The following is a 24,941-nucleotide window of genomic DNA, read 5'->3' on the forward strand; positions in this document are numbered from 1 at the left end:
ACGGGGGCGGTCGTGGCGGCGGGGACGCTCGTCGCGGTCGAAGTCCCGGCCGGCCCAGGAGCGGCCCCCGCGGTCTTCACGGGCACGCACGTCGCCACCCCAGCGGCCGTCACGGGCCGGACGGCCACGACGGTCGTCGCGGTCATTGAACCGGGGACGGTCGTCGCGGTCGAAAGAGCGGCGCTCATCGCGGTTGTCGAAGCGCGGCCGGTCGTCCCGCTTGACCGAACGGCGGTCATCACGGTCATTGAAGCGCGGACGGTCGTCCCGGTTGAACGAACGGCGGTCGTCGCGGTCATTGAAGCGGGGCCGGTCGTCCCGGTTGAAGGGACGGCGGTCATCGCGGTCGTTGAACCGGTCGCCACGCTCATTGAAGCGGGGACGGTCGTCGCGGCTGAACGAACGACGGTCGTCGCGGTCATTGAAGCGCGGGCGGTCGTCCCGGTCGAAGGAGCGGTCGCTGCGCTGGGCGCGATCGGTGCCGGTGCGCTCGCCGTCCCGATTCCAGACGGGGGCGAACTCGCCGCTGCGGCCGCCGCGGTTGCGAGGGCCGTGGCCGCGCTGGGAGCGTTCGGCGGCCGACCAGCGCTTCTTGGGGGTTCCGTCGGCCTTGTGTGACTTGGGCCCGCGGCCCTTGGCGGCCTTCGGGCCGCGCTTGTTGGAGGTCTTGTCAGAAGACATGGAGAAGTCCTTCCCGCCCGGGGGCGGTTCGCCGCGGTGCGGCAGGTGACATCACCGGCACGGGGCCGGCGACACGGTCAGTTGCACGTCGAAGTACCAACTCGAAGTTGGGCTCCAGTGCCAGGGATCCTCGGCGCAGCATCGTGCTCGCTGCAGTACCGACAGTGGTGATGGGGCGAATTCGTCGCTTGTCCCTCGTCCCCACGCCTGGTGGGGCTCCCTGCAACTGATTCGCATCGCCGACGGAACTCATCCGTCAGGCGGACGGGCATCGGGCCCGTGACGTCTGCCAACTCTACCTTGTCAGGGCAGGATTGTTGAAATCGCCGACGAGGCTCGGGTGGAGTCCCGTGTGGGATGTCTGTGCTGCCAGTCCCCCACAAACAAGTAGCCAGCAGCCCGATCTCGGGGTTTTGACACCAGTGGAGGCCGCTGGCTACTTGTTTGCCGGACGCCCAACGACGCGGGCCGGCCTCAGAGTGCAGTGATGAGCGGTTGCGGCTGGGCCGACTGCGACACCGTGCGGATCGCGTGCTCGTAGTGGCCCACCAACTGCGCGCACAGCGCGGGCCAGGTGCGCTCGCGGACCGTCTCACGGCAGGTGATGGCGAAGGCTTCCCGCTTGGCGTCATCACCGACCAGGTCGGCCACGTACCCGCGCATCCCCTCCAGGTCCCCGGGTTCGTAGAGCCAACCGGTGTACGAGGGTGCCACCAGGTCGATGGGCCCACCCTTGCGGGGGGCGACGACAGGAACGCCGGAGGCCTGCGCCTCCTGCAGGGTCTGGCCGAAGGTCTCCATCTCGCCGGTGTGCACGAACACGTCGAAACTCGCCAGCGACACCGCGAGGTCTTCGCCCGACTTGGGGCCGGTGAAGATGGCCGAGGGCATCAGCTGCTTCAGCTCGTCCTCGAGGGGGCCGCCGCCGATGATCACCAGCTGGGTGCCGGGCAGGTCGGCGAGCACCCTCAGGTCGGCCACGCTCTTCTCGGGGGCGAGCCGACCCATGTAGCCCACGATCTTCTCCCCACCCGGGGCCCATTCCCGCCGCAGCTCCTCCGAACGCTTGTCGGGGTGGAACCGGACGGAGTCGACGCCCCGGGCCCAGATGCCGACCCGCGGGATGCCCCGGGCGACCAGCTGGTCACGCGCCACCGTGGAGGGCGCGAAGTTCAGGGTGGCCAGGGAGTGCGCCTGCCGCAGGCGCCGCCAGAACACCGACTCGAGGTGCGGCACGCCGTACCGCGAGGCGTAGGTGGCCACATCGGTCTGGTAGATCGCCACGCTCGGCAGGCCCAGGTGGGCGGTGGCGAGCATCCCCTTGTAGCCCATCATCACCGGTGCGGCGACGTGGACGACATCGGGCTCGTTGTCGTCGAGGATCTTGGCCATCGCGTAGGTCGTCGTCCCGACCACGCGGACGTCGCTGTAGCCGGGCAGGCCGATGGAGGGCACCGTGACCACCGGGAAACCGAGGTACTGCTTGGGTGTCCTGCCGGGGTCATGCGGTGCGACGACGAAGGCGTCGTGGCCGGTGGCGCGCAGGTGCTCGAGTACCCGCAGGACCGAGTTGGTCACACCGTTCACCTGGGGCAGGAACGATTCGGCGATGATGGCAACCCGCATGGTCGGCAGTCTAGCCACGAGATCACCCGCCCAGCCCCGTCGTGGACGACGACGCGGGTGAACAACTGGTGACAGGCCTGAGCCCAGCGGTCAGACCGACGGTGCCCGGTCGGTGGCGGCGGCCCAACCGCTGATGATGTCGGGGAAGGTCTGGGCCAGCAGTTCGGGGGGCCGAGGCCCGGGGTAGGACACCCCGGCCAGGGCCTGCAGGGAGGCGGCCACGGCCGCCGCTTGCGGGGCCCGCACACCGGCTGCCATGAGCGCGCCGCAGGCACCGGCCAGCACGTCACCGGAACCGGCCTGGGCCGCCCAGGCGGGTCCGCGGACGGCCAGCAGCACGCGCCCGTCGGGTTCGGCGATGTACTCGGTGCCACCCTTGAGCAGCACCGTCGCGCCCGTGAGCCCGGCGGCGGCGCGAGCCGCGCGCACCGGGTCGTCGTCCACCTGGGCCCGGTCGATGCCCAGCAGCCGGGCGAGCTCACCGGCGTGCGGGGTGAGCAGGCTGCCCTCGGGCAGGCTGTGCGGCAGCACCTCCAGCGCCCCGGCGTCGATGACCATCGGCACGCCGTCGGCGGCCAGCTCGGCCAACCGTGCCCGGGCCGTGTCACGGTGCTCCTCGTCGACCTGCCACCCCGAGCCGACCACCCACGCCTGCACCCGGCCGGGGCCGGGCACCACGCTGGGCCAGCGCTGGACGACGCGGTCAGAGAGCCACTCGGCCCCGGCATGGCGCACCATGCCGGCGCCGGTGAACAGGGCGCCGGCAGCACCCAGCAGCGCTGCGCCGGGAAACCTGGGCGACCCGGTGTCCAGGCCGACCACGCCACGGGAGTACTTGTCGCTGGTGGCCGCCGGCCACGGGTACCAGGCGGCCAGATCGAGTTCGGCGACCTGCCAGATGGCCGGGTCTCCGTAGGGCACGCCGATGTCGACCAGGTGCACCTCACCACAGTGGTGGGCCGCCGGTGTCGCCACCTGGCACAGCTTGTGGGCGATGAAGGTCACGGTCCGTTCGGCCCTGAAGGCCGGGGCCGAGACGCTCGGACGATCAGCCGCCAGGCCGCTGGGCACGTCCACCGCGAGCACCGGCACCCGCCGGCGCCGCGCCTCGGCGGCGAACTGTTCCACGGATTCGGACAGCCCGCGGCGGCTGCCGATGCCGGCCACCCCGTCGATGACCAGGGCGGCCTCGGTCAACGCCTCGAGGGCCTCAACCCGGGAGACCAGGTGGCCGCCGGTCTTCAGGACTTCGCGCAGGCCGGCGGGGTGGGTCTGGTCGGCGACGGCCCACACCAGCACGGTGGCGTCGAGTTCGGCGGCGGCCAGCAGCGCGTCACCGGCGTTGTTGCCGGCCCCGGCTGCCACGACCACCACAGGGGTGCCGGGGTCGGGGCGGGTGCCGAGGATGGCGCGGGCGTGGTCGGCGACCGCGGACGCGGCCCGCGCCATCAGGTCGACACCGGGGTTGTGGGCCCAGAACGACTCCTCGGCCTGGCGGATCTGGTCGGCGGACAGGATCGGCAACATGGCGGTTCAGGCCTTCTCGATGATCACCAGGGCGGTGGCCAGCCCGGCGTCGTGGCTGATGGACACGTGCACGTGGTCGACGCCCCGCTCATCGGCGGCCCGGCGGACGCTGCCGCGCAGCTCGAAGCTGGGTCGTCCGTCGTCACCGCGGACGACCTCGCAGTCGGTCCAGCGCATGCCCCCGGGTGAGCCCAGCGCCTTGGCCAGCGCCTCCTTGGCGGCGAACCGCCCGGCCTGGGAGGTCACCGACAAGGTCAGCTCGTGCTCGGTGAACAGCCGAGCCGCGATGCCGGGCCGACGTGCCAGCATGCGTTCGAAGCGCTCGAAGCTGCACACGTCGACGCCGACACCGATGATCATGGCGTCAGCCTAGTGGGCGAGGATCAGTCGCGGCGGCTCACTCGACGGTGACCGACTTGGCCAGGTTGCGGGGCTGGTCGACGTCGTGGCCGAGCTGGGTGGCCAGCTCGCAGGCGAAGACCTGCAGCGGGATGGTCGCCACCAGCGGCTGCAGCAGGGTCGAGACCCTGGGCAGCTTGAACCAGAGGTCGGCGTAGGGCGCGACCTCCTCGTCACCCTCCTCGGCCAGCACGATGGTGCGTGCACCGCGGGCGCGGATCTCCTGGATGTTGGAGACCACCTTGTCGTGCAGCTGGTCGCGGCCCTGCGGGGGCACCACCACGAAGACCGGCAGGCCCTGGTCGATCAGCGCGATCGGGCCGTGCTTGAGCTCGCCGGCGGCGAAGCCCTCGGCGTGCAGGTAGGCCAGCTCCTTGAGCTTCAGGGCACCCTCCAACGCCACCGGGTAGCCGACGTGGCGACCCAGGAACAGGATCGACCCCTCGTCCTTCAGGTCGGCGGCCAGTTCCATGATCGGGTCGAGTGAATCGAGGACGCTCTGGATCTTGCCGGGCATCGACTCCAGTTCGTCCATCAGGGCCTGGATCTCGTCGCCGTACTTCATGCCGCGCACCTGGGCCAGGTAGAGCCCCAGCAGGTAGCAGGCCACCACCTGGGTGATGAACCCCTTGGTGGAGGCGACGCCGATCTCCGGGCCGGCGTGGGTGTAGATCACGGCGTCGGACTCGCGCGGGATGGTGGCCCCGTTGGTGTTGCAGATGGCGATCACCTTGGCGTGCTGCTCACGGGCATGGCGCACGGCCATCAGGGTGTCGGCCGTCTCACCGGACTGGGAAATGGTGACGACCAGGGTCATCGGGTCGATGATCGGGTCGCGGTAGCGGAACTCGGAGGCGATCTCGACCTCGCAGGGAATCCTCGTCCAGTGCTCAATGGCGTACTTGGCGACCATCCCGGCGTAGAACGCGGTGCCGCAGGCGACGATCACGATCTTGTTGACGCGGCGCAGTTCCTCGGGGCTGATGCGGATCTCGTCGAGGACGAGCTCGCCGCGGTTGTTGAACCGGCCCAGCAGGGTGTCGGCCACGGCCTGGGGCTGCTCGAAGATCTCCTTGCGCATGAACCAGTCGTAGCCCTGCTTCTCGGCAGCCGAGAGGTCCCAATCGACGTGGTACTGGCGCACCTCGACGGGGGCGCCGTCGAAGTCGGTGACCTCGAAGCCGTCACCGGTGATGGTGACGACCTGGTCCTGCCCCAGCTCGATCGCCTCACGGGTGTACTCAATGAAGGCGGCCACGTCGCTGGCCAGGAAGTTCTCCCCCTCGCCCAGGCCGACGACCAGCGGCGAGTTGCGGCGGGAGGCGACCACGCGGTCGGGGTCCTCGGTGTCGATGGCGACCAGGGTGAAGGCACCGGTCAGGCGCTTGCTGATGGCGCGCATGGCCTCGGGCAGTGCGACGCCCTTGGCCACCTCGACGCCGAGCAGGTGGGCGGCGACCTCGGTGTCGGTCTCGGAGGTGAACTCGATACCGGACTCGGCCAGTTCGGCGCGCAGGTCGGCGAAGTTCTCGACGATGCCGTTGTGGACCAGCGCGATCCGCCCGTTGGCCGAGACGTGCGGGTGGGCGTTGGTGTCGGTGGGGCCGCCGTGGGTGGCCCAGCGGGTGTGCCCGACGCCCTGGTGGGCCTCGGGGATGGGGTTGGACTCCAGTTCCGAGGTCAGGTTGGCGAGCTTGCCCGCCTTCTTGCGCGACTCGAACCCGTCAGGGCCGGGCACGGCGATGCCGGCCGAGTCGTAACCCCGGTACTCCAGGCGGCGCAAGCCACCGATGACGACGTCCTGCGCATTGCGATGTCCTACATAGCCCACGATTCCACACATGGCAAGAAACGTACATGACAGTTGAGCGTTTCCCCAATCCGGCACGCGACACTCCGGCGCCAAGGACGGTCCGGCAAGTGGAAAACCATTCCGCTGTGTGTGAATCTTGCCTGATGAAAGGGGCCGGGGCAGCAACGACACTCGTCTGCGCGCCGGTCAACGCAGCGCATGCCGACTGACCCGATCGAGTCCACCCACACCCCGTCGACGCTCGACGAGACTCCCTACGTGGAATTGTCGCGCCGGGAGTGGGCGGCGCTGGCCGAGAACACCGACATCGACCTCGACCAGGCCACCCTGGACCGGCTGCGCGGCCTGGGTGACCCGACCAGCCGCCTCGACGTCACCGAGGTGTACGTGCCGTTGACGCAGTTGCTGCACCTCTACATCCAGCACACCGGCAACCTCTACCAGGACACCCATGCCTTCCTGGAGCTCGACGTCGAGCGCACGCCCTTCGTCATCGCCATCGCCGGGTCAGTGGCGGTCGGCAAGTCGACCACCGCCCGCCTGCTGCAGGAACTGCTGCGCCGCTCCCCCGGCCACCCGCGGGTCGACCTGGTCACCACCGACGGGTTCCTGTACCCCAATGCCGAGTTGGAACGCCGGGGGCTGCTGGAGCGCAAGGGTTTCCCCGAGAGCTACGACCGGCGGGCGCTGATCAACTTCGTCAGCCAGGTCAAGTCGGGCCTGCCCGAGGTGCAGGCACCGGTGTACTCGCACCACATCTACGACATCGTCCCTGACCGGGTGCAGGTGATCAGCAAGCCGGACATCCTTATCGTCGAGGGGTTGAACGTACTGCAGCCGGCCCGGGTGCATTCCGATGGCACCGCCGGGGTGGCGTTGAGTGACTACCTGGACTTCTCGATCTACGTCGATGCCGACGAGCGCGACATCCAGCAATGGTTCCTGGACCGGTTCCTGCAGTTGCGCGCCACGGCGTTCCGCGACCCCGACAGCTACTTCATCAGGATGGCCCAGCTCAGCGACGAGGAGACGATCTCGATGGCCATGAAGATCTGGGCCGAGATCAATGGGCCGAACCTGCACCAGAACATCGCGCCGACCCGGGAGCGGGCCACCGCGATCCTGCGCAAGGGCGCCGACCACGGGGTCGCCGAGGTGCTGATCCGCAAGGTGTGACCCGCGCGGGGGCGTGGTCGTCCCAGGGTGACCGGCAGGGGCACCACCCGCTCAGGCGGGCAGCGTCACAGGCTCACGCGGTTCTTGACGATCTCGCCGAGCTGCTCGGCGATCTGCTGGGCCTGCTCGGTGGTGCCGGCCTCGACCATCACCCGGACGACGGGCTCAGTGCCCGAGGGGCGCAGCACCACTCGTCCGGTGTCGCCGAGTTCCTGGTTGGCGCGGGCCACCGCGCCGTTGACCTCGGGGTCGATGCCGGCGCGCAGCTTGTCGACGTTCTTGACGTTGATCAGCACCTGCGGCAGGCGGGTCATCACGGCGGCCAGGTCCTTCAGTGACTGGCCGGTGCGCACCATGCGGGCGGCCAGGTGCAGCCCGGTCAGCACCCCGTCGCCGGTGGTGGCGAACTCGCTCATGATCACGTGGCCCGACTGCTCCCCGCCGAGGACGAAGCCGTTGGCGTTCATCGACTCCAGCACGTAGCGGTCGCCGACCTTGGTCTGGTCGACCTTGATGCCGTGGGCCTTCATGGCGTTGACGAAGCCGAGGTTGCTCATGATGGTGGCGACGACGGTGCTGGAGGTGAGCTTGCGTTCCTCCTGCAGGGCCAGCGCCAGGATCGCCAGGATCTGGTCGCCGTCGATGTCGTTGCCCTCGGCGTCGACGGCCAGGCAGCGGTCGGCGTCCCCGTCGAAGGCCAGGCCCAGGTCGGCGCCCTGCTCGACGACCACGCGGCGAATGTCGCCCATGTGGGTCGAGCCACAGTTCTCGTTGATGTTGAGACCGTCGGGGGTGTTGTGGATGGCAACCACCTCGGCACCCTGGGTCTCGAAGGCGGCCACCGCGGTCATCGAGGACGCACCGTTGGCGCAGTCGAGCACAACCTTGAGCCCCTCGAGGCTGGAGTCGGTGCCGAGGCTGGAGACGAGGTGGGCGACATAGGCCTCGACCGCGCCCAGATCGGTGGTGACCCGGCCGACGTCGGCGCCGGTGGGTCGCTGCCAGTCCTCCCCGAGGCGACGCTCGATGGCGTCCTCGAGGGAGTCGTCCAGCTTCACCCCGCCGCGGCTGAAGAACTTGATGCCGTTGTCGGGCATCGCATTGTGCGAGGCCGACAGCATCACGCCGAGGTCGGCGTTCGCGTCGTTGACCAGGAAGGCCAGGGCGGGGGTCGGCACGATGCCGACGCGGACGACGTCCACCCCTGCGCTCGCGAGACCCGCGATCACCGCGGACTCGAGGAACTCCCCACTGGCGCGGGGGTCGCGACCCACGATCGCGGTGGGCCGGGAGCCGAAGACTCCCGCCTCGCCCAGCACGTGGGCGGCCGCGACCGACAGGTCGAGAGCAAGTTCAGCGGTCAGGTCGACGTTCGCCTTGCCGCGCACGCCATCGGTTCCAAAAAGTCGAGCCACCCCACCACAGTAATGGTCCACGGCACGCTGTGCCGAACCGGACGGTGAACCGCCCCACCCCGGACCGGGGGCCGGGTGGGGCGGGTCAGTAGGGGTCGGTCAGGTCGGTCAGTGGGCCTCGTGCGCGTCTTCCTCCGACTCACTGCGCTGGGTGCCCCGCAGGACCTCGCTGACCGGGAGCTCACCGGTCACGTGGGCGGCGCCGAACCCCTCGGCCACGCGGCGGTCCTTCGCCTCACGAGCACGGACGAACAGGTGCATGAGTTCGTCGGCGTCCTTGATCTGGTCGCGGTACTTCTGGTCCATGGTGGCGATGTAGTTCAGTTCCTTGGTCAGCGCCCGGTACGTCTGCTCGCGGCGGGCCTGGTCGGTGTCGTAGTCGTAGTCCAGGTACTGCTCGGCGTGGTGGCGGGCGTTGTTCACCGCGGTCTGGGCCTTGCCCTTGGGCGAGACCAGGGAGGCGACGATGGTGATGGTCAGCACCCCGACGATGAAGCCCAGCGAGGTGGCGATGTCGATCTCCATCACACCCACGGGCTCGCCGTCGTTGATGAACGGCACGGTGTTCTCGTGCAGGGCGTGCAGGATCAGCTTGACGCCGATGAACGCCAGGATCGCCGAGAGGCCGTAGCTCAGGTAGATCAGGCGGTCGAGCAGGCCGTCGATCAGGAAGTACAGCTGGCGCAGGCCCATCAGTGAGAACGCCGTGGCGGTGAAGACGATGAAGGTCGACTGGGTCAGGCCGAAGATGGCGGGGATCGAGTCGAGCGCGAACAGGATGTCGGTGCCACCGATGGCGACCATCACCAGCAGCATCGGGGTCAGCATCCGCTTGCCGTTGACCACCGTGGTCAGCTTGTCGCCGTCGTAGTGGTCGCTGGTGCGCAGGAACCGCCGGGCCAGCCGGATGATGAAGTTGTCGGCGGAGTGTTCGTCCTCACCCTCGCCGCGCAGCATGTTGCCGGCGGTGATGATCAGGATCAGGCCGAAGATGTAGAACGCCCAGGCGAACCGGTCAAGGATCGCCGCCCCCAGGAGGATGAAGCCGGTGCGGGCGATCAACGCGAACACGATGCCGAACAACAGCACCTTCTGCTGGTCGGCCCTGGGCACCTTGAACGAGCTCATGATGATCAGGAAGACGAACAGGTTGTCGACGCTGAGTGCCTTCTCGGTGACGTACCCGGCGAAGTACTCCGCCCCGGCCTGGTGACCGCCGAAGACCCAGACCCCGATACCGAAGGCGATGGCCAGGCCGACGTAGATCGCCGACCAGACGGCCGCCTCACGCAGCGACGGTACGTGCGCCTTGCGCACGTGGAAGAAGAAGTCGAACAGCAGCAGGCCGGCGATCAGCACAATGGTGCCGAGCCAGACGTAGGTGGGGACGTTCACTCACACTCCTGGGGAATCTTCGGTCGCAACCGAGGACGTGGGTACGCCCGGCCGGCTGGCCGGACGTGGAACTGCACCTGTGCCCCACTGGTGGTGCGTGGCATCGGTCAGGAACGGGACCAAGGGGTCGCTCGCCCAGAAACAGAGTTCGGAGTGCTGAACGAGCCAACTGTAGCAACGATCACATCCATGGCCACAATTCCCCGGACACCGGCAGGCGCGCGCGATTCGCACGACGGGTGGCGGATGGGTCGGGGATGGTCCCGCAACGACAGGACCCCCACCGAAGCGGGGGTCCTGCGGGGTTGGCGGGCGGGCTGGGAGCCCGCGCCGGATCAACGCTTGGAGTACTGCGGGGCCTTGCGGGCCTTCTTGAGACCGGCCTTCTTGCGCTCCTTGATGCGGGCGTCACGCGAGAGCATGCCGGCCTTCTTCAGTGCGGGACGGCTGGCCTCTTCATCGATGGCGTTCAGCGCACGGGCGATGCCCAGGCGCAGCGCGCCGGCCTGGCCGGAGATGCCGCCACCGTTGATGCGGGCGATGATGTCGTAGGCACCCTCGACGCCGGCGGTGCCGAGCGGGTCGGTCACGATCTGCTGGTGCACCTTGTTCGGGAAGTAGTCGTCCAGGGTGCGACCGTTGATGGTGATCGACCCGGTGCCGGGGGCCAGGCGCACGCGGGCGATGGCCTCCTTGCGGCGGCCGGTGGCCTGACCGGCGGCGATCACGGCCGGGCGGGCGGCAGCACCAGCGGTGGCCGCGGCGGGGTTCGAGTCGCTGCGGTAGGCGATCTCGCGGTCGTTCTCGTCGACGAACGAGGTGGCCTCGGTGTCAACGTCAACCTCGACGTTCTCGTCGAGTTCAGCGGTGGGGGTCTCAGTCACGGCGTGTCCTCAGGCTTCGGCGATCACTGGGCGATCTGGGTGATCGTGTAGGGCTGCGGCTGCTGGGCCGCGTGGGGGTGCTCGGGGCCGGCGTAGACCTTGAGCTTCGACATCAGCTGACGGCTCAGCTTGTTCTTGGGGAGCATGCCCCACACTGCACCTTCGACGGCCTTGCGCGGGTCCTTGTCGAGCAGGTCGCCGACAGGGGTCGCGGTGAGCCCACCGGGGCGCCCGGAGTGGCGGTAGCGCAGCGAGTCGGTGCGCTTCTTGCCGGTCAGGGCAATCTTCGAAGCGTTGATGATGACGACGAAGTCGCCGCCATCGACATGCGGAGCGAAGGTAGCCTTGTGCTTGCCACGCAGGAGGGTGGCAGCGGCGACGGCAAGGCGGCCGAGAACGACGTTCTCAGCGTCGATCACATGCCAGTTCCTGGTGATCTCGCCAGGCTTGGGGCTGTAGGTAGGCACGGTCACAGACCATCTTCCCGGTAGTTGCAGTGGACGTTAACGCAGCGCCGCACGGCCACCAGGTCACAAGGGACCGGGCACTCGAGGCGCAACAGCGCCCAACTTTACCCCTGCGACCTGCGAGGGTCAAAACGGCCCGGTGACTCACGTGGAGTCCCTTCACAGTTCCCCCGCCAGAGTTCCCACAAACAAGTAGCCAGCAGCCGATATCGGCGTTTTGCCACCAGTGGAGGCCGCTGGCTCCTTGTTTGTCGGACGACGAATCACAAAATCCGAGGGGCCGAGTGGTCCGGTGAGACCCGGATGAGAAAGCTCCCATCGATGTCGGGCCCGCCGGGCCCACGCAATAGTGTGCTCGAGTGACCAGTACTCGTCCACCTCGCCGCCTGCACCCCGGGCGCATCGCCCTGGTGCTCCTGGTGGGTGTCGACGTGGCTTTCATCGTGCTCGACCTGCTGCTGAACGTGATGGGCCTGAACCCGCTGACGTCGATGCAGGTGCACCGTGACCGTTCGGTGCCGGAGTTCTACCAGTACATCAAGCTCGGCTGGTGCATTGCGCTGGTGCTGCTGGTCGGCTGGGCGCAGCGCACCTGGCAGCCGGTCTTCTGGGCCCCGTTGCTGTTCGCGCTGCTGCTCACCGATGCCGCCACCGTGCATGAGCACCTCGGTGGGGTGATCGCCGAGGCGTGGGGGTTGCCTGCGGTGGCCGGACTGCGTCCCCGTGACCTGGGTGAACTGGTGGTGGCGCTCGCCCTGGTGGCGCCCTCCCTGGTGCTGGTGGCCCTCGCCTGGCGGCGCGCCAGCCGGGCAGCCCGCCGCTTCCACGTGACCATCGTGTCGCTGCTGGGGCTGTTGGCCGTGTTCGGCCTGGTCTTCGACCTGCTGCACTCGGCCACGACCAATCCACGCCTCGACCAGGTCTTTGCCGTGCTCGAGGACGGTGGGGAGATGGTGGCGATCTCGGCCATGCTCGCCTTCCTGGTGGCCTCGGCCGCCTCGGGCTACCGGGTGTGGGGCGGCACGCTGCTGCATGGACTGGGCGTGAAACGGCAGCCACCCCCCAGCCTGCGCTCGCCGGCCAGCCCGCCGTCAGTGACCAGTCCGCGCTCCATGGTCAGCCCACGATGAGCCGGCCCCGCTGGACCCAACCCACCCGCTGGCCCGGGCTCGTCCGCGGTTTCGCCTCGCTCTGGCGGCGGCGCGGCGCCGGGGCGCCCGGGCAGCCCGTCACCCACCCCGCCCCGGCGGCGTTGCGGGCGGTGATCTCACGCCATGCAGGCCGGATCGCCGGCGCGACCGGCGACCCCTCGACCGGCGAGACGTTCGAACGGTTGATGCTGAACACCTGGCAGACGACCATCACCCGGCGTGCCGACGGCACGGCGTTCGTGATCACCGGTGACATCCCGGCGATGTGGCTGCGCGACTCCTCGGCGCAACTGCGCCCGTTCGTGGTGCTGGCCCCTGAATCGGACGAGGTGGTCGACCTGCTGGCAGGCACCATCGCCCAGCAGTGGGACTGCATCGAGCGCGCCCCCTACGCCAACGCGTTCAACCCTGCGCCGAACAATGCCTCGTGGCATGCCGGTGACCTGTGCGACAACCCGTGGGTGTGGGAGGAGAAGTACGAGATCGACTCGCTGGCCTTCCCGATCCAGTTGGCGTGGCAGGCGTGGAAAGCGACCGGCCGCGACGACCTGGTCGCCCCTCTGCGCAACCGGGCCCGGGTGGTCACCGGGTTGTGGCGCACCGAACAGGACCACCGCAACTCGTCCTACCGCTTCGTACGCCCCGGCACCGGTGACACCCTCGGCAGCGACGGGCGGGGCACCCCGGTGGCGGTGACCGGCATGACGTGGAGCGGTTTTCGTCCCAGCGACGACCCCTGCACCTACGGCTACAACATTCCCGCGCAGTTGTTCGCCGCGCACGCCCTCGACCTGTTGGCCGAGTTGGCCGAGCGGGTGTGGGACGACGCGGACCTGGTCCAGGAGTGCCGGGCGCTGGCCGGCGAGATCCGCCGTGGGGTGCGCCGCTTCGGGTTCGCGGGGGCCGGGTTCGCGGACGGTGTGCTGGCCTACGAGGTCGACGGGCTGGGTGGGCAACTACTGATGGACGACGCCAACATGCCGAGCCTGCTGAGCCTGCCGCTGTGTTCGGCGATCGCCCCCGACGACCCGGTCTACCTGGCGACCCGGCGCTGGGTCCTGTCGACGGACAACCCGCACTTCCACCGTGGTCGGGCCGCGTCGGGGGTGGGCAGCCCGCACACTCCCCCGGGATACATCTGGCCGATCGCGCTGGCGGTCGAGGGGTTGACCAGCACCGATGCCGACGCCAAGCGCCGCCTCGTCGAGGTGCTGATGCGCACCGAGGGCGGCACTGGCATGATGCACGAGAGCTTCGACGCCCACGACCCCATGGTGTTCACCCGACCATGGTTCAGTTGGGCCAATTCGATGTTCTGCGAACTGCTGCTCGACGTGGCAGGCCACACGATCGCCGACCTGACAGGACCATGGCATGACCGCGACTGGTGACCAGCGAGTCCACCGCGAGGTGGTCTCGTTCGTGCGCCGTTCGGCTCGGATGAACCCCAGCCAGGCGAAGGCCTGGCAGCGCTGGTCACCCAGCCATGTGGTGCCGGTGCAGACCCGCGAGACCAGCACGTCGGTCGCCCCCCAACCGGTGCCCGACTGGGACGAGGTCTTCGGTCGCCACGCGCCGATCATCGTCGAAATCGGCTCGGGGCAGGGCGACTCGCTGGTGCCCATGGCGGCGGCCCGGCCCGACTGCAATGTCGTGGCCTTCGAGGTCTTTGAGCCGGCGGTGGCCAGCACCTTGTCGAAGATGGCCCGCCACGAACCCCCGGTCGACAACGTGCGCCTGGTGGTCGCCGACGGCGCCCAGGGGCTGGCCCACCTGTTCCACCCCGGGCAGGTGGCTGAACTGTGGACCTTCTTCGCCGACCCCTGGCACAAGGCACGCCACCACAAGCGCCGCCTGGTCAGCGACGACCTGGCTGCCACCGTGGTGAGCCGGCTCGTCCCCGGGGGTCGCTGGTTCCTGGCGACCGACTGGCAGGACTACGCCGAATGGATGCGGGCCACGCTGGACGAGGCACCCGGGCTGGTCAACGCCCACGCGGACAGCGGCGGCTGGGCCCCCCGGCTGGCTGCTCGTCCGGTGACCAAGTACGAACGACGCGGCCTGGCCGCGGGGCGGGCCATCCATGACCTGGAGTACGTGGTCGCACCCGAGGCAGGGCCCCGATGAGGTACCGCCTCGACCTGGCCTATGACGGCACCGACTTCTTCGGTTGGGCCACCCAACCGGGCAGGCGCACCGTCCAGGACACGCTGGAGACGTGGATCACCCAGGTGCTGCGGCTGGGCGAACCCGCCCGGCTGGTCGTGGCCGGGCGCACCGACGCCGGCGTGCATGCCGCCGGCCAGGTCTGCCACCTCGATGTGCCCGACGACCACGAGGTGAGGCTGCGGTCCGGGACCGGTGACCTCGCCACGGTGCTGGACCACCGGCTGCGCAGGGTGTTGCCCGACGACCTGGTGGTGCGCGGGGTGCGCCCAGTGCCCGACGATTTCGACGCCCGCTTCTCGGCGACCTTCCGGCGCTACACCTACCGGTTGTGGGACGAGCAGTCCGAACGCGAACCGACCCTGCGCCGCCGCGTCGCCCAGGTGCGCGGGGTGCTCGACCTGTCGGCGATGAACGAGGCGGGCGACCTGCTGCTGGGGCTGCACGACTTCGCGGCGTTCTGCAGGCCGCGGGAGGGCGCCACCACGATCCGGACCCTGCGGCAGTTGCAGGGCGTGCGCACCTCGGACGGGACGGTGGAGTTCACCGTGGTCGCCGATGCCTTCTGCCACTCCATGGTCCGCTCCCTGATGGGGGCGCTGGTGGCCGTGGGGCAGGCGGGCGCCGATCGTCCGGGTCGGGTGCCACGCGACCTGGCCTGGGTCGCCGACCTGTTGGGCAGGCCGCGCCGGGACTCCTCGGTGCTGGTGATGCCGGCCGGTGGGTTGACCCTGAGCGAGGTCGGCTACCCCGCCGAGGACCAGTTCGCGGCCCGGTCGGCCGAGGCCAGGAACCGTCGTGGACCCATCGTGAGCGACCCCATCGTGAGTGACCCGATCGTGAGTGATTCCGAGCAGAGCGAGGCGAACGCGTGAGCCACTATTTCGACAGCCCTCAGGCCCCCGAGAAGCGGCGCACCATCGAGGCGAGCATCTGGGGGCGCGACTACTCCTTCACCACGGCAAACGGGGTCTTCTCCGGCACCCGGCTCGACCCCGGCACGGCCGTGCTGTTCCGCGAGACAACCCCACCGGACGAGGCCCGCCACCTGCTCGACCTGGGCTGCGGCTTCGGGCCGATCGCGGTGGCGCTGGCCACCGAGTGCCCCGGCGCCAGGGTCGATGCCGTCGACGTGAACACCCGGGCACTGGCATTGACCCAACTCAACGCTGAGGCGGCCGGGGTGGGTGAGCGGGTGGTGGCGGCAACCCCCGAGCAGGTGCTCGCCGGCCCGGCGAGCTACGACCAGATCTGGTCCAACCCACCGATCCGGATCGGCAAGCAGGCGCTGCACGAGTTGCTGTTGACCTGGCTGCCGCGACTGGCACCGAACGGCCGGGCGTGGCTGGTGGTCAGCAAGAACCTGGGCGGGGATTCCCTGCAGCAGTGGCTCATCGACCAGGGCTGGCCGACCGAGCGCACTGCCTCGGCCAAAGGCTTCCGCGTGCTGCAGGTCACCTGCGGGCCCCAGACCTGAGGATTGTCTTCAGCAAACCCACCAGCTTGCGTGGAATCCGTGATTTTCGGCGTCCCCGGACGTAGTGTTCAACAACCGGTCGGGGAGTGCCCGACACCAAAGGAGGTTGCCTATGGGGCTCGGAGACAAGATCAAGAACGCAGCCGACGAGTTGGCCGGAAAGGCCAAGGAAGTCGTCGGAGATGCGACAGACAATCAGCGTCTTGAGGCAGAGGGCAAGCTTCAGCAGGGCAAGGCCCAGGTGAAGCAGGCCGGTGAGGACGTCAAGGACGCCGCCGGTGACCTCGTCGAGGACGCCAAGAACAAGTTCTGAGGCGCGCAAGCGTCAGGAACGGTGGCCCGCCCCCATTGCTGGGGGCGGGCCACTTGTCGTTCCCGCGGGGGGAACTGGGTGGGACGCCTTCATCGGTGTCACTGCGGTCCGCTACGTTGTTGCCACCGTTCATCACCGGAGGACCCCATGAAGCTTCGTACCCGCATCGCGGCCATCGGCACCGCCGCCGCGCTGCTGCTCTCCCCCGTCGTCACCGGCAGCGCGCAGGCCCAGGCCCCGCTGGCCGGGCCGCTCGTGCCCGCCGCCGCCCCCAGCTCACAGGCCACCGCGGCCGCCAACTGGATCGTTGACCAGTGGAATGCCGACCAGTCGGTGCTGACCGGCGGCAACCTGGCCGACGCGATCATCGGGCTGGCCGCGACCGGCCTGCACGCCGATGTGATCGACGAGATGAACGCTGCGCTGCAGGCCCAGGCCCCGACCTACGCCACCAGCGCCGGCGCCGCCGGCAAGGTCGCCATCGCCGCGATCGCCCTCGGTGAGGACCCGACCAACTACGGCGGGGTCGACCTCATCCAGGTGATCCAGGACGACCTGGCCGCCAACCCCGATGCGGGCGGCATCTTCGCGCTCCCCTACGCAATCATCGCGCTGGTCCGCGCCGGTGAGACCGTGCCGCAGGCCTCGATCGACGCCCTCATCGACGCCCAGGACCCCAGCGGCGCCTTCGGCTACTGGGAGGTCTGGAACACGCCGCCCACCTGGGCCACCGACATCGACTCCAGCGGTCTGGCCATCACCGCCCTGGTGGGCCTGGCCGATTCCGGGCAGGGCGGGACCGATGTCCCCCTCGTCCTCGAATACGCCGTCGAATGGGCCTACAACACCCAGCTGGGCGACGGGTCCTGGGCGGGCTACAGCCCGGCCAACGCCACCGCCCTGGTCGGCCAGGGCCTGATCGCCGCCGGCGAGGACGCCACTGCCGCCCAGGCCTACCTCCACGACCAGCAGGCCAACACCGGCGGGGCTGCACTGCCCAGCACCCACGACGGCACCGCCCCGAACATGCTGGCCACCATCCAGGCCCTGCTGCTGCTGGCCGGCGACGACCTGCTGAATGTCACCTTCGAGACCTCGACCCCGGTGACCACTCCCCCGGTGACCACTCCCCCGGCCACCACCGGCGCACCCACCACCTCAGCCCCGGCAACGACCCCGAACAAGCCGGGCGCACTGCCCAACACCGGCGTGGCCGCAAACCAGCGCTGACCCCGACCACCCGACGGCCCGCCCCTTCCGGGGGCGGGCCGTTTTCCCTTGTGGGCAGTGTTCTGCTCGTCGGCGGGGTGGGGTATGTTGAACGAGATCGTTGCGTCGGGGGAATCCGGTGGGAATCCGGAACTGACCCGCAACCGTGATGGGCCCGGCCACTGGCCGACCCGAGTCGGGGCACCCGAGGCAACGAGCGCCCAACCGCGTGGCCAGCAGGCCACGCCCGTCGTGGTCAGCGGAATTCGGGACGCGGAGCTTGCCTCGCGAACCACCGCTGGTTCATCTGAGAGGAAACCATGTTGCTCCGAACTCGTATCGCGGCTGTCGGGTGTGCGGCTGCGCTGCTGCTCAGCCCCGTCATCGCCGGCAGCGCCCAGGCCCAGGCCCCGCTGGCCGGGCCGCTCGTGCCCGCCGCTGCCCCCAGCTCGCAGGCCACCGCGGCCGCCAACTGGATCGCCGACCAGTGGAAGACCAACCCGGCCGTACTGTCCAACGGTGGGCTCGCCGACGCCATCGCCAGCCTGAGCGCCACCGGGCTGCACACCGACGTGCTGGCCGAGATGAACGACAAGCTGAAGACCCAGGCCCCGACCTACGCCACCAGCGCCGGCGCCGCCGGCAAGGTCGCCATCGCCGCGATCGCCCTCGGCGAGGACCCGACCAACTACGGCGGGGTCGACCTCATCCAGGTCATCCAGGACCGGCTCGCCACCACCCCGAACGCCGGGGGCATGTTCAACCTGCCCTACGCCGTGATCGCCCTGGTGAAGGCCGGCGAGACCGTGCCTCAGGCCTCGATCGACGCCTTCGTCAACGCCCAGGACTCCTCGGGCGCGTTCGGCTACACGCTGGGTTCGACCTTCACCATCGACGTCGACTCGACCGGTGTCGCCATCACCGCCCTGGTCGGGATGGAGGGCTCCGGCCAGGGTGGCCAGGCGGTCACCGACGCGCTCGACGCCGCCATCGCCTGGGCCCAGGGTGCGCAGGCCGCTGACGGGTCGTGGCCCGGCTACAGCCCCTCGAATGCCACCGCGCTGGTCGGCCAGGGCCTGATCGCCGCCGGCGTCGACGTCAGCGACGCCCTGGCCTACCTGCACGACCAGCAGACCAAGACAGGTGGCGCCGGGCTGCCGAGCAGCCACAACGGCACCTCGCCGAACCTGATGGCCACCGTCCAGGGCCTGCTGCTGCTGGCCGGGGACGACCTGCTCAACGTGCCCACCCAGGACGACTCGGGCACCAGCACCCCGCCGGCGACCACCGACGCACCGACCACCACGACGCCGGTGACCACGGCCCCGGTGACCAGCAACCCGGCCACCACCCCGGTGACCAGCACCCCGGCCACCACCCCGAACAAGCCGGGCGCACTGCCCAACACCGGCGCTGACGGCTCACCGCTGGCACTGCTGGTCGGCCTGGGCATGGCAGGCACCGCCGCGACCGCCGTGCTGGCTCGTCGCCGCCCCCGATGATGCGCCCCTTACGGGCACTGCTCGGCCTGCTGGTGGCCCTGGCCGGACTCGTTCCGGCCGGGGCCGCCGGTGCGGCCGCCGCGCCGCAGCCCCTGCCCGGGCAGGTCGCCCCTGAACGGGTGGTCCCGGCCACGGCGACCGATTGTGTCGCCGGCGGCGGGGTCTGGGTGATCGTCATCCTGGAGGACGGCAGACGCGTCGCCCAAGGTTGCTCGACAAACCCGGGGGACGGCAGGGCCGCACTCACGGCGGTGGCCAGCGTGATCGAGCGTGAACAAGGGTTCGTCTGCCAGATCAACAACATTCCCAACCGCTGTACCACCAGCAGTGAGTGGACCCCGACCACCCCGATGTGGCGCTACTCCCACGCGAACCCGGGTGGCTCGTGGATCTACTCCAACTTCGGCTACGCCGCGCGCACCCCACCCCGGGGCAGCCTGGAGGGCTGGTGCCTGAGCGCAGGACCCTGTGAGTCCACGCTCGCGTCGGTGCTGAACCCCGGCACGGTGCGCGGCTACGTGCCGGCACCCCCGACCACGCAGGCACCCACCACTCGACCGGCCACGACCCGCCCGGCGACCACGCGCCCGGCGACCCAGGCGCCCACGAGTCGTCCGGCCACCACTCGCCCGGCGACGACCCGTGCGGCGACGACCTCGGCCACCACCACGGCGCCGACCACCAGCGCCCCGGCCACGACGCCCAGCCCCACCGCCTCGACGGCACCGAGTTCGGCGCCGGCCTCGTCCAGCGCTGCGCCGAGCACCTCCGAGCAGAGTCCGAGCGAGACCAGTGCCACCACGACGGTGAGCCCCACCTCGCCGGAGGCCACCGCCACCCCGATCGTCGCCAACCAGCCCTCCGGCGGCAACGGCACCCCGTGGGGTGCGATCACCACCGGAGTGCTGGTCGCGGTGGCGGCCGGAGCCTTCGCCCTCGTCCGGGTACGTCGGGGCAGGGCCGGGGCCGCCGACGAGTTCGACCTGAACGAGTCGTGACCCGCACCGCCGAGCCACGCACCACCACCGCCCCCGACGCCACCACCTCGGTCGCGTCGGGGGCGCGGTTGGCTGGGCGCACCACCCACCCATGGGCGTGGTGGGGCTGGGCGGTCGGCGCGGCGGTGGTCGCGATGTTCACCACCAACCCGCTGCTGCTGGCACTGGTGATCACAGCCGTGCTGCTGGTGACCCTGGCCCGCCGCAGCGACGCCCCCTGGGCACGGTCCGTGGGTGCCTTCCTGGTGCTCGGGCTGGCGGTGATCGGCTTCCGGGTGATCCTGATGGCGCTGCTGGGCGGCTCCCGCAGCGGCATCGTGCTGTTCACCCTGCCCGAACTGCAGCTGCCCACCTGGATGGCCGGAATCCGCATCGGCGGCCCGGTCACCCTGAACGCGGTCCTCGGGGCCCTCTACGACGGCCTGCGCCTGGCCACCATCCTGATCTGCGTCGGCTGCGCCAACGCGCTGGCCAACCCCCGCCAGGCCCTCAAGAGTGTCCCCGCCGCCCTGAACCAGTTGTCGGTCGCGGTCGTGATCGCGCTCAGCGTGGCACCGCAGCTGGTCGAGTCCATCGGCCGGGTGCGTCGCGCACGCCGGTTGCGCGGCGGGGCCGGCAAGGGGTTCAAGGCGGTGGTCTCGATCATGATTCCCGTCATGCAGGATGCGCTGGAACGGTCCATGCGGCTCGCCACGGCCATGGAGTCGCGTGGCTACGGCCGCACGCTGCGCACCGATCGCACCCCCGCGTCGGCGGCCACCTCCGTGCTGCTGGTGGCCGGCCTGGTGGGACTGGTGTTCTGCACCTACGCCCTGTTCGCGATCGCCGACGCCCAGGTCTGGGCACCGGTCGGGATGGTCCTGGCCAGCGCCGTCCTGCTGGTCGGCCTGCACCTGTCCGGCCGCGGCCAACGAATCAGCCGCTACCGGCCGCACCCGTGGCGGTGGCGCGACACCGCCGTGGTCGCCTGCGGCACGGCCGCGGCCCTGGTCGTGGTGCGGCTGGCCACCCTCACCCCCGCCGCCCTGCACCCCGGGGTCCACCCGCTGGCATGGCCACCGCTGACCACCCCGATGCTGGTGATCGTCGCGCTGCTCGCGCTGCCGCTGCTGCTCACCGAAGCCCCCGTCCCCACCACCACCCGAGCGGAGTCACGATGATCACCTTCGACCAGGTCAGCATCGGCTATGAGGGACGGGTGCCGGTGGTCACTGACGTGTCGTTCACCATCGCCGAGGGTGACCTGTGCGTGGTGGTCGGCCGCACCGGCAGCGGCAAGTCGACGATCCTGGGGGCCATCAACGCGCTGGTCCCCCACTTCACCGGCGGACGCCTCGAGGGTGACGTGCGGGTGGCGGGCCGCTCGACGCGACGCCATCGTCCCCGCGACCTGGCCGACGTGGTCGGCTACGTCGGCCAGGACCCGATCCAGGGGTTCGTCACCGACACCGTCGAGGACGAGGTCGCCTACGGCATGGAACAGCTGGGCCTCGACCATGCCGCCATGCGCAAGCGGGTCGAGGAAACCCTCGACCTGATGGGCATCGGGCCGCTGCGGCGCCGTCCGCTGACCAGCCTGTCCGGTGGGCAGCAGCAGCGGGTGGCGATCGCCTCGGTGCTCGCGGCCCAGCCCCGCGTCGTCGTGCTGGACGAGCCGACCTCGGCGCTGGACCCGACCGCGGCGCAGGACGTGCTCTCGGCGATCACCACCCTCGTCCACGAGGTCGGGCTGACCGTGGTGCTGGCCGAGCACCGGCTCGAACGGGTGATGCATGCCGCCGACTCGATGCTGTGGCTGCCCGGCGACGGACGAGCAGAGCTGGGTGCCCCCGGCGACATCCTCGCCGTCGCGAACGTGGTGCCCCCATTGTCCGACCTGGCTCGCCGACTGGACTGGACCCCGGTGCCGCTCAGCGTCCGGGAGGCCCGACGACGCCTGGAACATGACCGCCGTGACATTGTCACCACCCCACCGCCGGCACCGGCCCCACCCACCGGTGAGCCGGTCGTCCGGGTCGAGGACCTGTCGGTCAGGTTGGGGCGGGTGCAGGCGTTGGCCGAGGTCAGCCTCGACTTCCACCCCGGCACGGTGACCGCGGTGATGGGCCGCAACGGGGCCGGCAAGTCGACGCTGCTGTGGACCCTGCAGGGGGCCCTGGAGCACCGCGGCACCGTCCGCGTCCACGGGGTGGACCCGCGGGCCACCACCCCGGTCGAACTGCGCCGCACCCTGGCCCTGGTGCCGCAGACCCCGGCCGACCTGCTTTACCTGCCCACCGTGGCCCAGGAGTGCGAACAGGCCGACCGTGAATCAACGGTGAGCCCGGGCACGACCGCAGGACTGCTGGAGGCGCTGGGGCTCGACCTGGCCACCGACATGGACCCCCGCGACCTGTCCGAGGGGCAGCGACTCGGGCTGGTGCTGGCGATCCAGCTGGCCGCCGGGCCGAAGGTGCTGCTGCTGGACGAACCCACCCGCGGCCTCGACTACGCCATGAAACACCAGCTGACCGACATCCTCGCCGGGCTGGCCGCCCGGGGCACCTGCGTGGTGGTCAGCACCCACGACGTGGAGTTCGCCGCCGCCACCTCGGACCGGACGGTCGTGCTCGGTGATGGTGAGGTCGTCGCCGACGGGCCCACCAACCGGGTGTTGACCAGTTCCCCGGTGTTCGCTCCGCAGCTGGCCAAGGTTTTCCACCCCGAGCAGGTGCTCACGCTGGCCGATGTGCGGGTCGGGGCGCTGGCCTCATGAGCGTGCGCGCCGATCGGCGTCCCCGCCGCGCCGAGGACGTGACCCCCGTCGCCCCGGCGATGGAACTGTCGGGCCGTGCCTGGGTGATGGTGGCGATCGCGGCCGTGCTGGCGGTGGTGGCCTTCTGCTGGCCGCTGTTCATCTCCCCCGAATCGGTGCTGTCGACCAATGACCTCGCCCCGATGCTGCTGATCGGCGTGGTGGGGCTGGTGCTGGCGGTGGTCACCTCGCAGATCACCGGTGAGCATTCCGACGTGAAGGCGTTGGCGCTGCTGGGCGTGATGTCGGCCGTGGTCGCCGGGGTGCGCCCGCTCGGGGCCGGCACCGCCGGGCTCGAGACGGTCTTCCTGCCGATCATCATCTCGGGCCGGGTCTTCGGGCCGGGGTTCGGCTTCGTGCTGGGCAACACCGGGTTGTTCGCCTCGGCGCTGCTGACCGGCGGCGTGGGGCCGTGGCTGCCCTACCAGATGCTGGCGGCCGGCCTGGTCGGGCTGCTGTCGGGGTTGTTGCCGCAGGTGCGCGGACGCCTGGAGATCGGCATGCTGATGCTCTTCTCGGGGGTGGTGGCCTTCGTCTACGGCTGGCTGATGGACTTCTCGTTCTGGCCGTTCATGGTCGGCGGGGAATCCCAGATCTCCTTCGACCCGAACGCCGGGGCGTGGGACAACCTCGTCCGCTTCTTCTGGTTCAACGTCGCCACGTCGATGGGGTGGAACCTGGGCCGCGCGCTGACCACGATCGTCCTGCTGCTGCTGCTCGGCCCCCCGCTGCTGCGGATCCTGCGGCGCGCTGCGCGCCGGGCGAGCTTCGGCAGCATGCCGAGCCAACCGAGCTGACGCCCGGCCCAGCCAGCACCGCGCAGCGGGGACAAGAAACTCACTTCCTTGGCGGGGGTTGACCGGGGGCAATAGGCTCAAGGTGAGTTCTGGCGTCCACCGCCGAACATGGACACACTGATGAAAGGCATGCCTGTGACTGTCTACACCCTGCCCGACCTGGACTACGACTACGGCGCCCTCGCACCGCACATCGCGCCCGAGATCATGGAGCTGCACCACTCCAAGCACCACGCCACCTACGTGGCCGGCGCCAACACCGCGCTCGAGAAGCTGGCCGAGGCCCGTGAGAAGGGCGAGTTCGGCAATGTGAACAAGCTCGAGAAGGACCTCGCCTTCCACCTCGGCGGCCACATCAACCACTCGGTGTTCTGGAAGAACATGTCGCCCGACGGCGGCGGTCGTCCCGACGGTGAACTGGCCAGCGCGCTGGACGAGTACTTCGGCAACTTCGAGGCTTTCCAGAAGCACTTCAACGAGAACGCGAAGGCCGTCCAGGGTTCCGGCTGGTCGATCCTCGTGTGGGACCTGCTGGGCAAGCGCCTCAACATCGCCCAGCTCTACGACCAGCAGGGCAACCTGCCGGCCGGCCAGGTTCCGCTGCTGCAGCTGGACATGTGGGAGCACGCCTACTACCTGCAGTACAAGAACGTGAAGGCCGACTACGTCGATGCCTGGTGGAACGTGGTCAACTGGTCCGACGTGACCGACCGCTTCAACCGCGCCAAGGGTGCCGACCTGATCTGATCGGGCCCCGGCCATGATGAGCCCGGACGCCCCCTCCTCGGAGGGGGCGTTCGTCGTGTACCGGGCTGCTCGGTTACCCCGGCCCCACCTTCGGGTAGCCCTTGACGTCGACGCGGGTCACCCGGACGCCGAGCAGTTCAGTGGCCTGTTCGGCCGTCCAGGTCGTGGTCTCCAGGGTCTTCAACTCCAGTGAGTTCTCGGCGATGTTGAACCCGCTGGAGACCAGGCCCTCACAGAGCACCTCGCAGGCCCGGGTCGTCCAGGTCGAGGGCAGCAGCAGCGCGGAGATCTCGGCCTCACTGTGGTCGACCGCGTGCAGGGTGAAGGTTCCCCTCTTCGCTGCGGTCGTCTGCAACCCGTCGGTCAGCTCCGCCAGTTGCGTGGGGTGTGACTGCACGGTTTCT

Annotated in this window: 23 protein-coding genes and 1 riboswitch; of the genes, 14 read left to right on the forward strand and 9 right to left on the reverse strand. The window is 69.9% G+C overall.

Features of this window, described 5'->3' with window-relative positions; all coding sequences use genetic code 11:
- Nucleotides 1–1,155: 1,155 nt before the first annotated feature.
- The 4 genes from ACQE3C_RS12530 to glmS form a co-directional block, all read right to left on the reverse strand.
- The gene (locus tag ACQE3C_RS12530; protein WP_434539514.1) at nt 1,156–2,307 is read right to left on the reverse strand and encodes a glycosyltransferase family 4 protein; all 1,152 of its coding nucleotides are present in this window, start codon (nt 2,305–2,307) and stop codon (nt 1,156–1,158) included.
- A gap of 90 nt (nt 2,308–2,397) precedes the next feature.
- A complete protein-coding gene (locus ACQE3C_RS12535; protein ID WP_434539515.1) occupies nt 2,398–3,834 on the reverse strand; it encodes a bifunctional ADP-dependent NAD(P)H-hydrate dehydratase/NAD(P)H-hydrate epimerase in 1,437 nt (478 codons plus the stop codon).
- Between the two features lie 6 nt (nt 3,835–3,840).
- On the reverse strand, nt 3,841–4,194 hold the full coding sequence (locus ACQE3C_RS12540; protein ID WP_434539516.1) for a holo-ACP synthase: 354 nt from the start codon (nt 4,192–4,194) through the stop codon (nt 3,841–3,843).
- Between the two features lie 37 nt (nt 4,195–4,231).
- The gene (gene glmS / locus ACQE3C_RS12545; RefSeq protein WP_434539517.1) at nt 4,232–6,076 is read right to left on the reverse strand and encodes a glutamine--fructose-6-phosphate transaminase (isomerizing); all 1,845 of its coding nucleotides are present in this window, start codon (nt 6,074–6,076) and stop codon (nt 4,232–4,234) included.
- A gap of 168 nt (nt 6,077–6,244) precedes the next feature.
- On the opposite strand from glmS, the gene coaA reads away from it, so the two are divergent.
- On the forward strand, nt 6,245–7,222 hold the full coding sequence (gene coaA, locus ACQE3C_RS12550) for a type I pantothenate kinase (protein ID WP_434539518.1): 978 nt from the start codon (nt 6,245–6,247) through the stop codon (nt 7,220–7,222).
- 65 nt (nt 7,223–7,287) lie between these two features.
- Here the strand turns inward: coaA and glmM are convergent, their stop codons facing one another.
- The 4 genes from glmM to rplM form a co-directional block, all read right to left on the reverse strand.
- Entirely contained in the window at nt 7,288–8,637 is a 1,350-nt protein-coding gene (gene glmM, locus ACQE3C_RS12555; protein WP_434539519.1) for a phosphoglucosamine mutase, read from the reverse strand.
- A gap of 108 nt (nt 8,638–8,745) precedes the next feature.
- Nucleotides 8,746–10,032: a TerC family protein gene (locus tag ACQE3C_RS12560; protein WP_434539520.1), complete on the reverse strand. Its 1,287-nt coding sequence runs from the start codon at nt 10,030–10,032 to the stop codon at nt 8,746–8,748.
- A 335-nt stretch (nt 10,033–10,367) separates the two neighbouring features.
- Nucleotides 10,368–10,916, reverse strand: a complete 549-nt coding sequence (gene rpsI / locus ACQE3C_RS12565; protein WP_434539521.1) for a 30S ribosomal protein S9 — start codon at nt 10,914–10,916, stop codon at nt 10,368–10,370.
- 23 nt (nt 10,917–10,939) lie between these two features.
- Entirely contained in the window at nt 10,940–11,383 is a 444-nt protein-coding gene (gene rplM, locus ACQE3C_RS12570; protein WP_434539561.1) for a 50S ribosomal protein L13, read from the reverse strand.
- 359 nt (nt 11,384–11,742) lie between these two features.
- Between rplM and ACQE3C_RS12575 the strand changes: the two genes are divergently transcribed.
- From ACQE3C_RS12575 to ACQE3C_RS12635, 13 genes are all read left to right on the forward strand, one after another.
- On the forward strand, nt 11,743–12,513 hold the full coding sequence (locus tag ACQE3C_RS12575; protein WP_434539522.1) for a hypothetical protein: 771 nt from the start codon (nt 11,743–11,745) through the stop codon (nt 12,511–12,513).
- Entirely contained in the window at nt 12,510–13,925 is a 1,416-nt protein-coding gene (locus ACQE3C_RS12580) for a glycoside hydrolase family 125 protein (RefSeq protein WP_434539523.1), read from the forward strand. Before ACQE3C_RS12575 ends, ACQE3C_RS12580 begins: the two co-directional genes overlap by 4 nt.
- A complete protein-coding gene (gene trmB / locus ACQE3C_RS12585) occupies nt 13,909–14,661 on the forward strand; it encodes a tRNA (guanosine(46)-N7)-methyltransferase TrmB (RefSeq protein WP_434539524.1) in 753 nt (250 codons plus the stop codon). Before ACQE3C_RS12580 ends, trmB begins: the two co-directional genes overlap by 17 nt.
- On the forward strand, nt 14,658–15,575 hold the full coding sequence (gene truA / locus ACQE3C_RS12590) for a tRNA pseudouridine(38-40) synthase TruA (protein WP_434539525.1): 918 nt from the start codon (nt 14,658–14,660) through the stop codon (nt 15,573–15,575). The genes trmB and truA overlap by 4 nt, the downstream gene beginning before the upstream one ends.
- A complete protein-coding gene (locus ACQE3C_RS12595) occupies nt 15,572–16,177 on the forward strand; it encodes a class I SAM-dependent methyltransferase (protein WP_434539526.1) in 606 nt (201 codons plus the stop codon). Before truA ends, ACQE3C_RS12595 begins: the two co-directional genes overlap by 4 nt.
- Nucleotides 16,178–16,289: 112 nt before the next feature.
- Entirely contained in the window at nt 16,290–16,490 is a 201-nt protein-coding gene (locus ACQE3C_RS12600; RefSeq protein ID WP_434539527.1) for a CsbD family protein, read from the forward strand.
- A 147-nt stretch (nt 16,491–16,637) separates the two neighbouring features.
- Nucleotides 16,638–17,720: a hypothetical protein gene (locus ACQE3C_RS12605; RefSeq protein ID WP_434539528.1), complete on the forward strand. Its 1,083-nt coding sequence runs from the start codon at nt 16,638–16,640 to the stop codon at nt 17,718–17,720.
- A gap of 108 nt (nt 17,721–17,828) precedes the next feature.
- Nucleotides 17,829–17,906, forward strand: a riboswitch (cobalamin riboswitch).
- Between the two features lie 113 nt (nt 17,907–18,019).
- Complete coding sequence (locus ACQE3C_RS12610; protein WP_434539529.1) at nt 18,020–19,201, forward strand: LPXTG cell wall anchor domain-containing protein; 1,182 nt, start codon at nt 18,020–18,022, stop codon at nt 19,199–19,201.
- Nucleotides 19,198–20,199: a hypothetical protein gene (locus tag ACQE3C_RS12615; protein WP_434539530.1), complete on the forward strand. Its 1,002-nt coding sequence runs from the start codon at nt 19,198–19,200 to the stop codon at nt 20,197–20,199. Before ACQE3C_RS12610 ends, ACQE3C_RS12615 begins: the two co-directional genes overlap by 4 nt.
- Nucleotides 20,196–21,359, forward strand: coding sequence for an energy-coupling factor transporter transmembrane component T (locus ACQE3C_RS12620; RefSeq protein WP_434539531.1), 1,164 nt, complete (start codon nt 20,196–20,198; stop codon nt 21,357–21,359). The genes ACQE3C_RS12615 and ACQE3C_RS12620 overlap by 4 nt, the downstream gene beginning before the upstream one ends.
- Nucleotides 21,356–22,954 (forward strand): ABC transporter ATP-binding protein, encoded by a 1,599-nt coding sequence (locus tag ACQE3C_RS12625; RefSeq protein ID WP_434539532.1) that lies wholly within the window; start codon nt 21,356–21,358, stop codon nt 22,952–22,954. The genes ACQE3C_RS12620 and ACQE3C_RS12625 overlap by 4 nt, the downstream gene beginning before the upstream one ends.
- On the forward strand, nt 22,951–23,790 hold the full coding sequence (locus ACQE3C_RS12630; RefSeq protein WP_434539533.1) for an ECF transporter S component: 840 nt from the start codon (nt 22,951–22,953) through the stop codon (nt 23,788–23,790). The genes ACQE3C_RS12625 and ACQE3C_RS12630 overlap by 4 nt, the downstream gene beginning before the upstream one ends.
- Before the next feature lie 135 nt (nt 23,791–23,925).
- Nucleotides 23,926–24,537, forward strand: a complete 612-nt coding sequence (locus ACQE3C_RS12635; protein WP_434539562.1) for a superoxide dismutase — start codon at nt 23,926–23,928, stop codon at nt 24,535–24,537.
- 73 nt (nt 24,538–24,610) lie between these two features.
- Here the strand turns inward: ACQE3C_RS12635 and ACQE3C_RS12640 are convergent, their stop codons facing one another.
- Entirely contained in the window at nt 24,611–24,934 is a 324-nt protein-coding gene (locus ACQE3C_RS12640) for a hypothetical protein (protein WP_434539534.1), read from the reverse strand.
- Nucleotides 24,935–24,941 lie beyond the last annotated feature (7 nt).

Source organism: Aestuariimicrobium sp. Y1814, from assembly GCF_050113895.1.
Classification (GTDB): Bacteria; Actinomycetota; Actinomycetes; order Propionibacteriales; family Propionibacteriaceae; genus Aestuariimicrobium.

Coding starts and splice junctions, on each gene's coding strand:
- coaA (WP_434539518.1), top strand. CDS start 6,245: ATGCCGACTGACCCGATCGAGTCCACCCACACCCCGTCGACGCTCGAC.
- truA (WP_434539525.1), top strand. CDS start 14,658: ATGAGGTACCGCCTCGACCTGGCCTATGACGGCACCGACTTCTTCGGT.
- ACQE3C_RS12625 (WP_434539532.1), top strand. CDS start 21,356: ATGATCACCTTCGACCAGGTCAGCATCGGCTATGAGGGACGGGTGCCG.
- ACQE3C_RS12600 (WP_434539527.1), top strand. CDS start 16,290: ATGGGGCTCGGAGACAAGATCAAGAACGCAGCCGACGAGTTGGCCGGA.
- ACQE3C_RS12605 (WP_434539528.1), top strand. CDS start 16,638: ATGAAGCTTCGTACCCGCATCGCGGCCATCGGCACCGCCGCCGCGCTG.
- ACQE3C_RS12630 (WP_434539533.1), top strand. CDS start 22,951: ATGAGCGTGCGCGCCGATCGGCGTCCCCGCCGCGCCGAGGACGTGACC.
- ACQE3C_RS12540 (WP_434539516.1), bottom strand. CDS start 4,194: ATGATCATCGGTGTCGGCGTCGACGTGTGCAGCTTCGAGCGCTTCGAA.
- ACQE3C_RS12580 (WP_434539523.1), top strand. CDS start 12,510: ATGAGCCGGCCCCGCTGGACCCAACCCACCCGCTGGCCCGGGCTCGTC.
- ACQE3C_RS12530 (WP_434539514.1), bottom strand. CDS start 2,307: ATGCGGGTTGCCATCATCGCCGAATCGTTCCTGCCCCAGGTGAACGGT.
- trmB (WP_434539524.1), top strand. CDS start 13,909: ATGACCGCGACTGGTGACCAGCGAGTCCACCGCGAGGTGGTCTCGTTC.
- ACQE3C_RS12610 (WP_434539529.1), top strand. CDS start 18,020: ATGTTGCTCCGAACTCGTATCGCGGCTGTCGGGTGTGCGGCTGCGCTG.
- ACQE3C_RS12535 (WP_434539515.1), bottom strand. CDS start 3,834: ATGTTGCCGATCCTGTCCGCCGACCAGATCCGCCAGGCCGAGGAGTCG.
- glmS (WP_434539517.1), bottom strand. CDS start 6,076: ATGTGTGGAATCGTGGGCTATGTAGGACATCGCAATGCGCAGGACGTC.
- ACQE3C_RS12615 (WP_434539530.1), top strand. CDS start 19,198: ATGATGCGCCCCTTACGGGCACTGCTCGGCCTGCTGGTGGCCCTGGCC.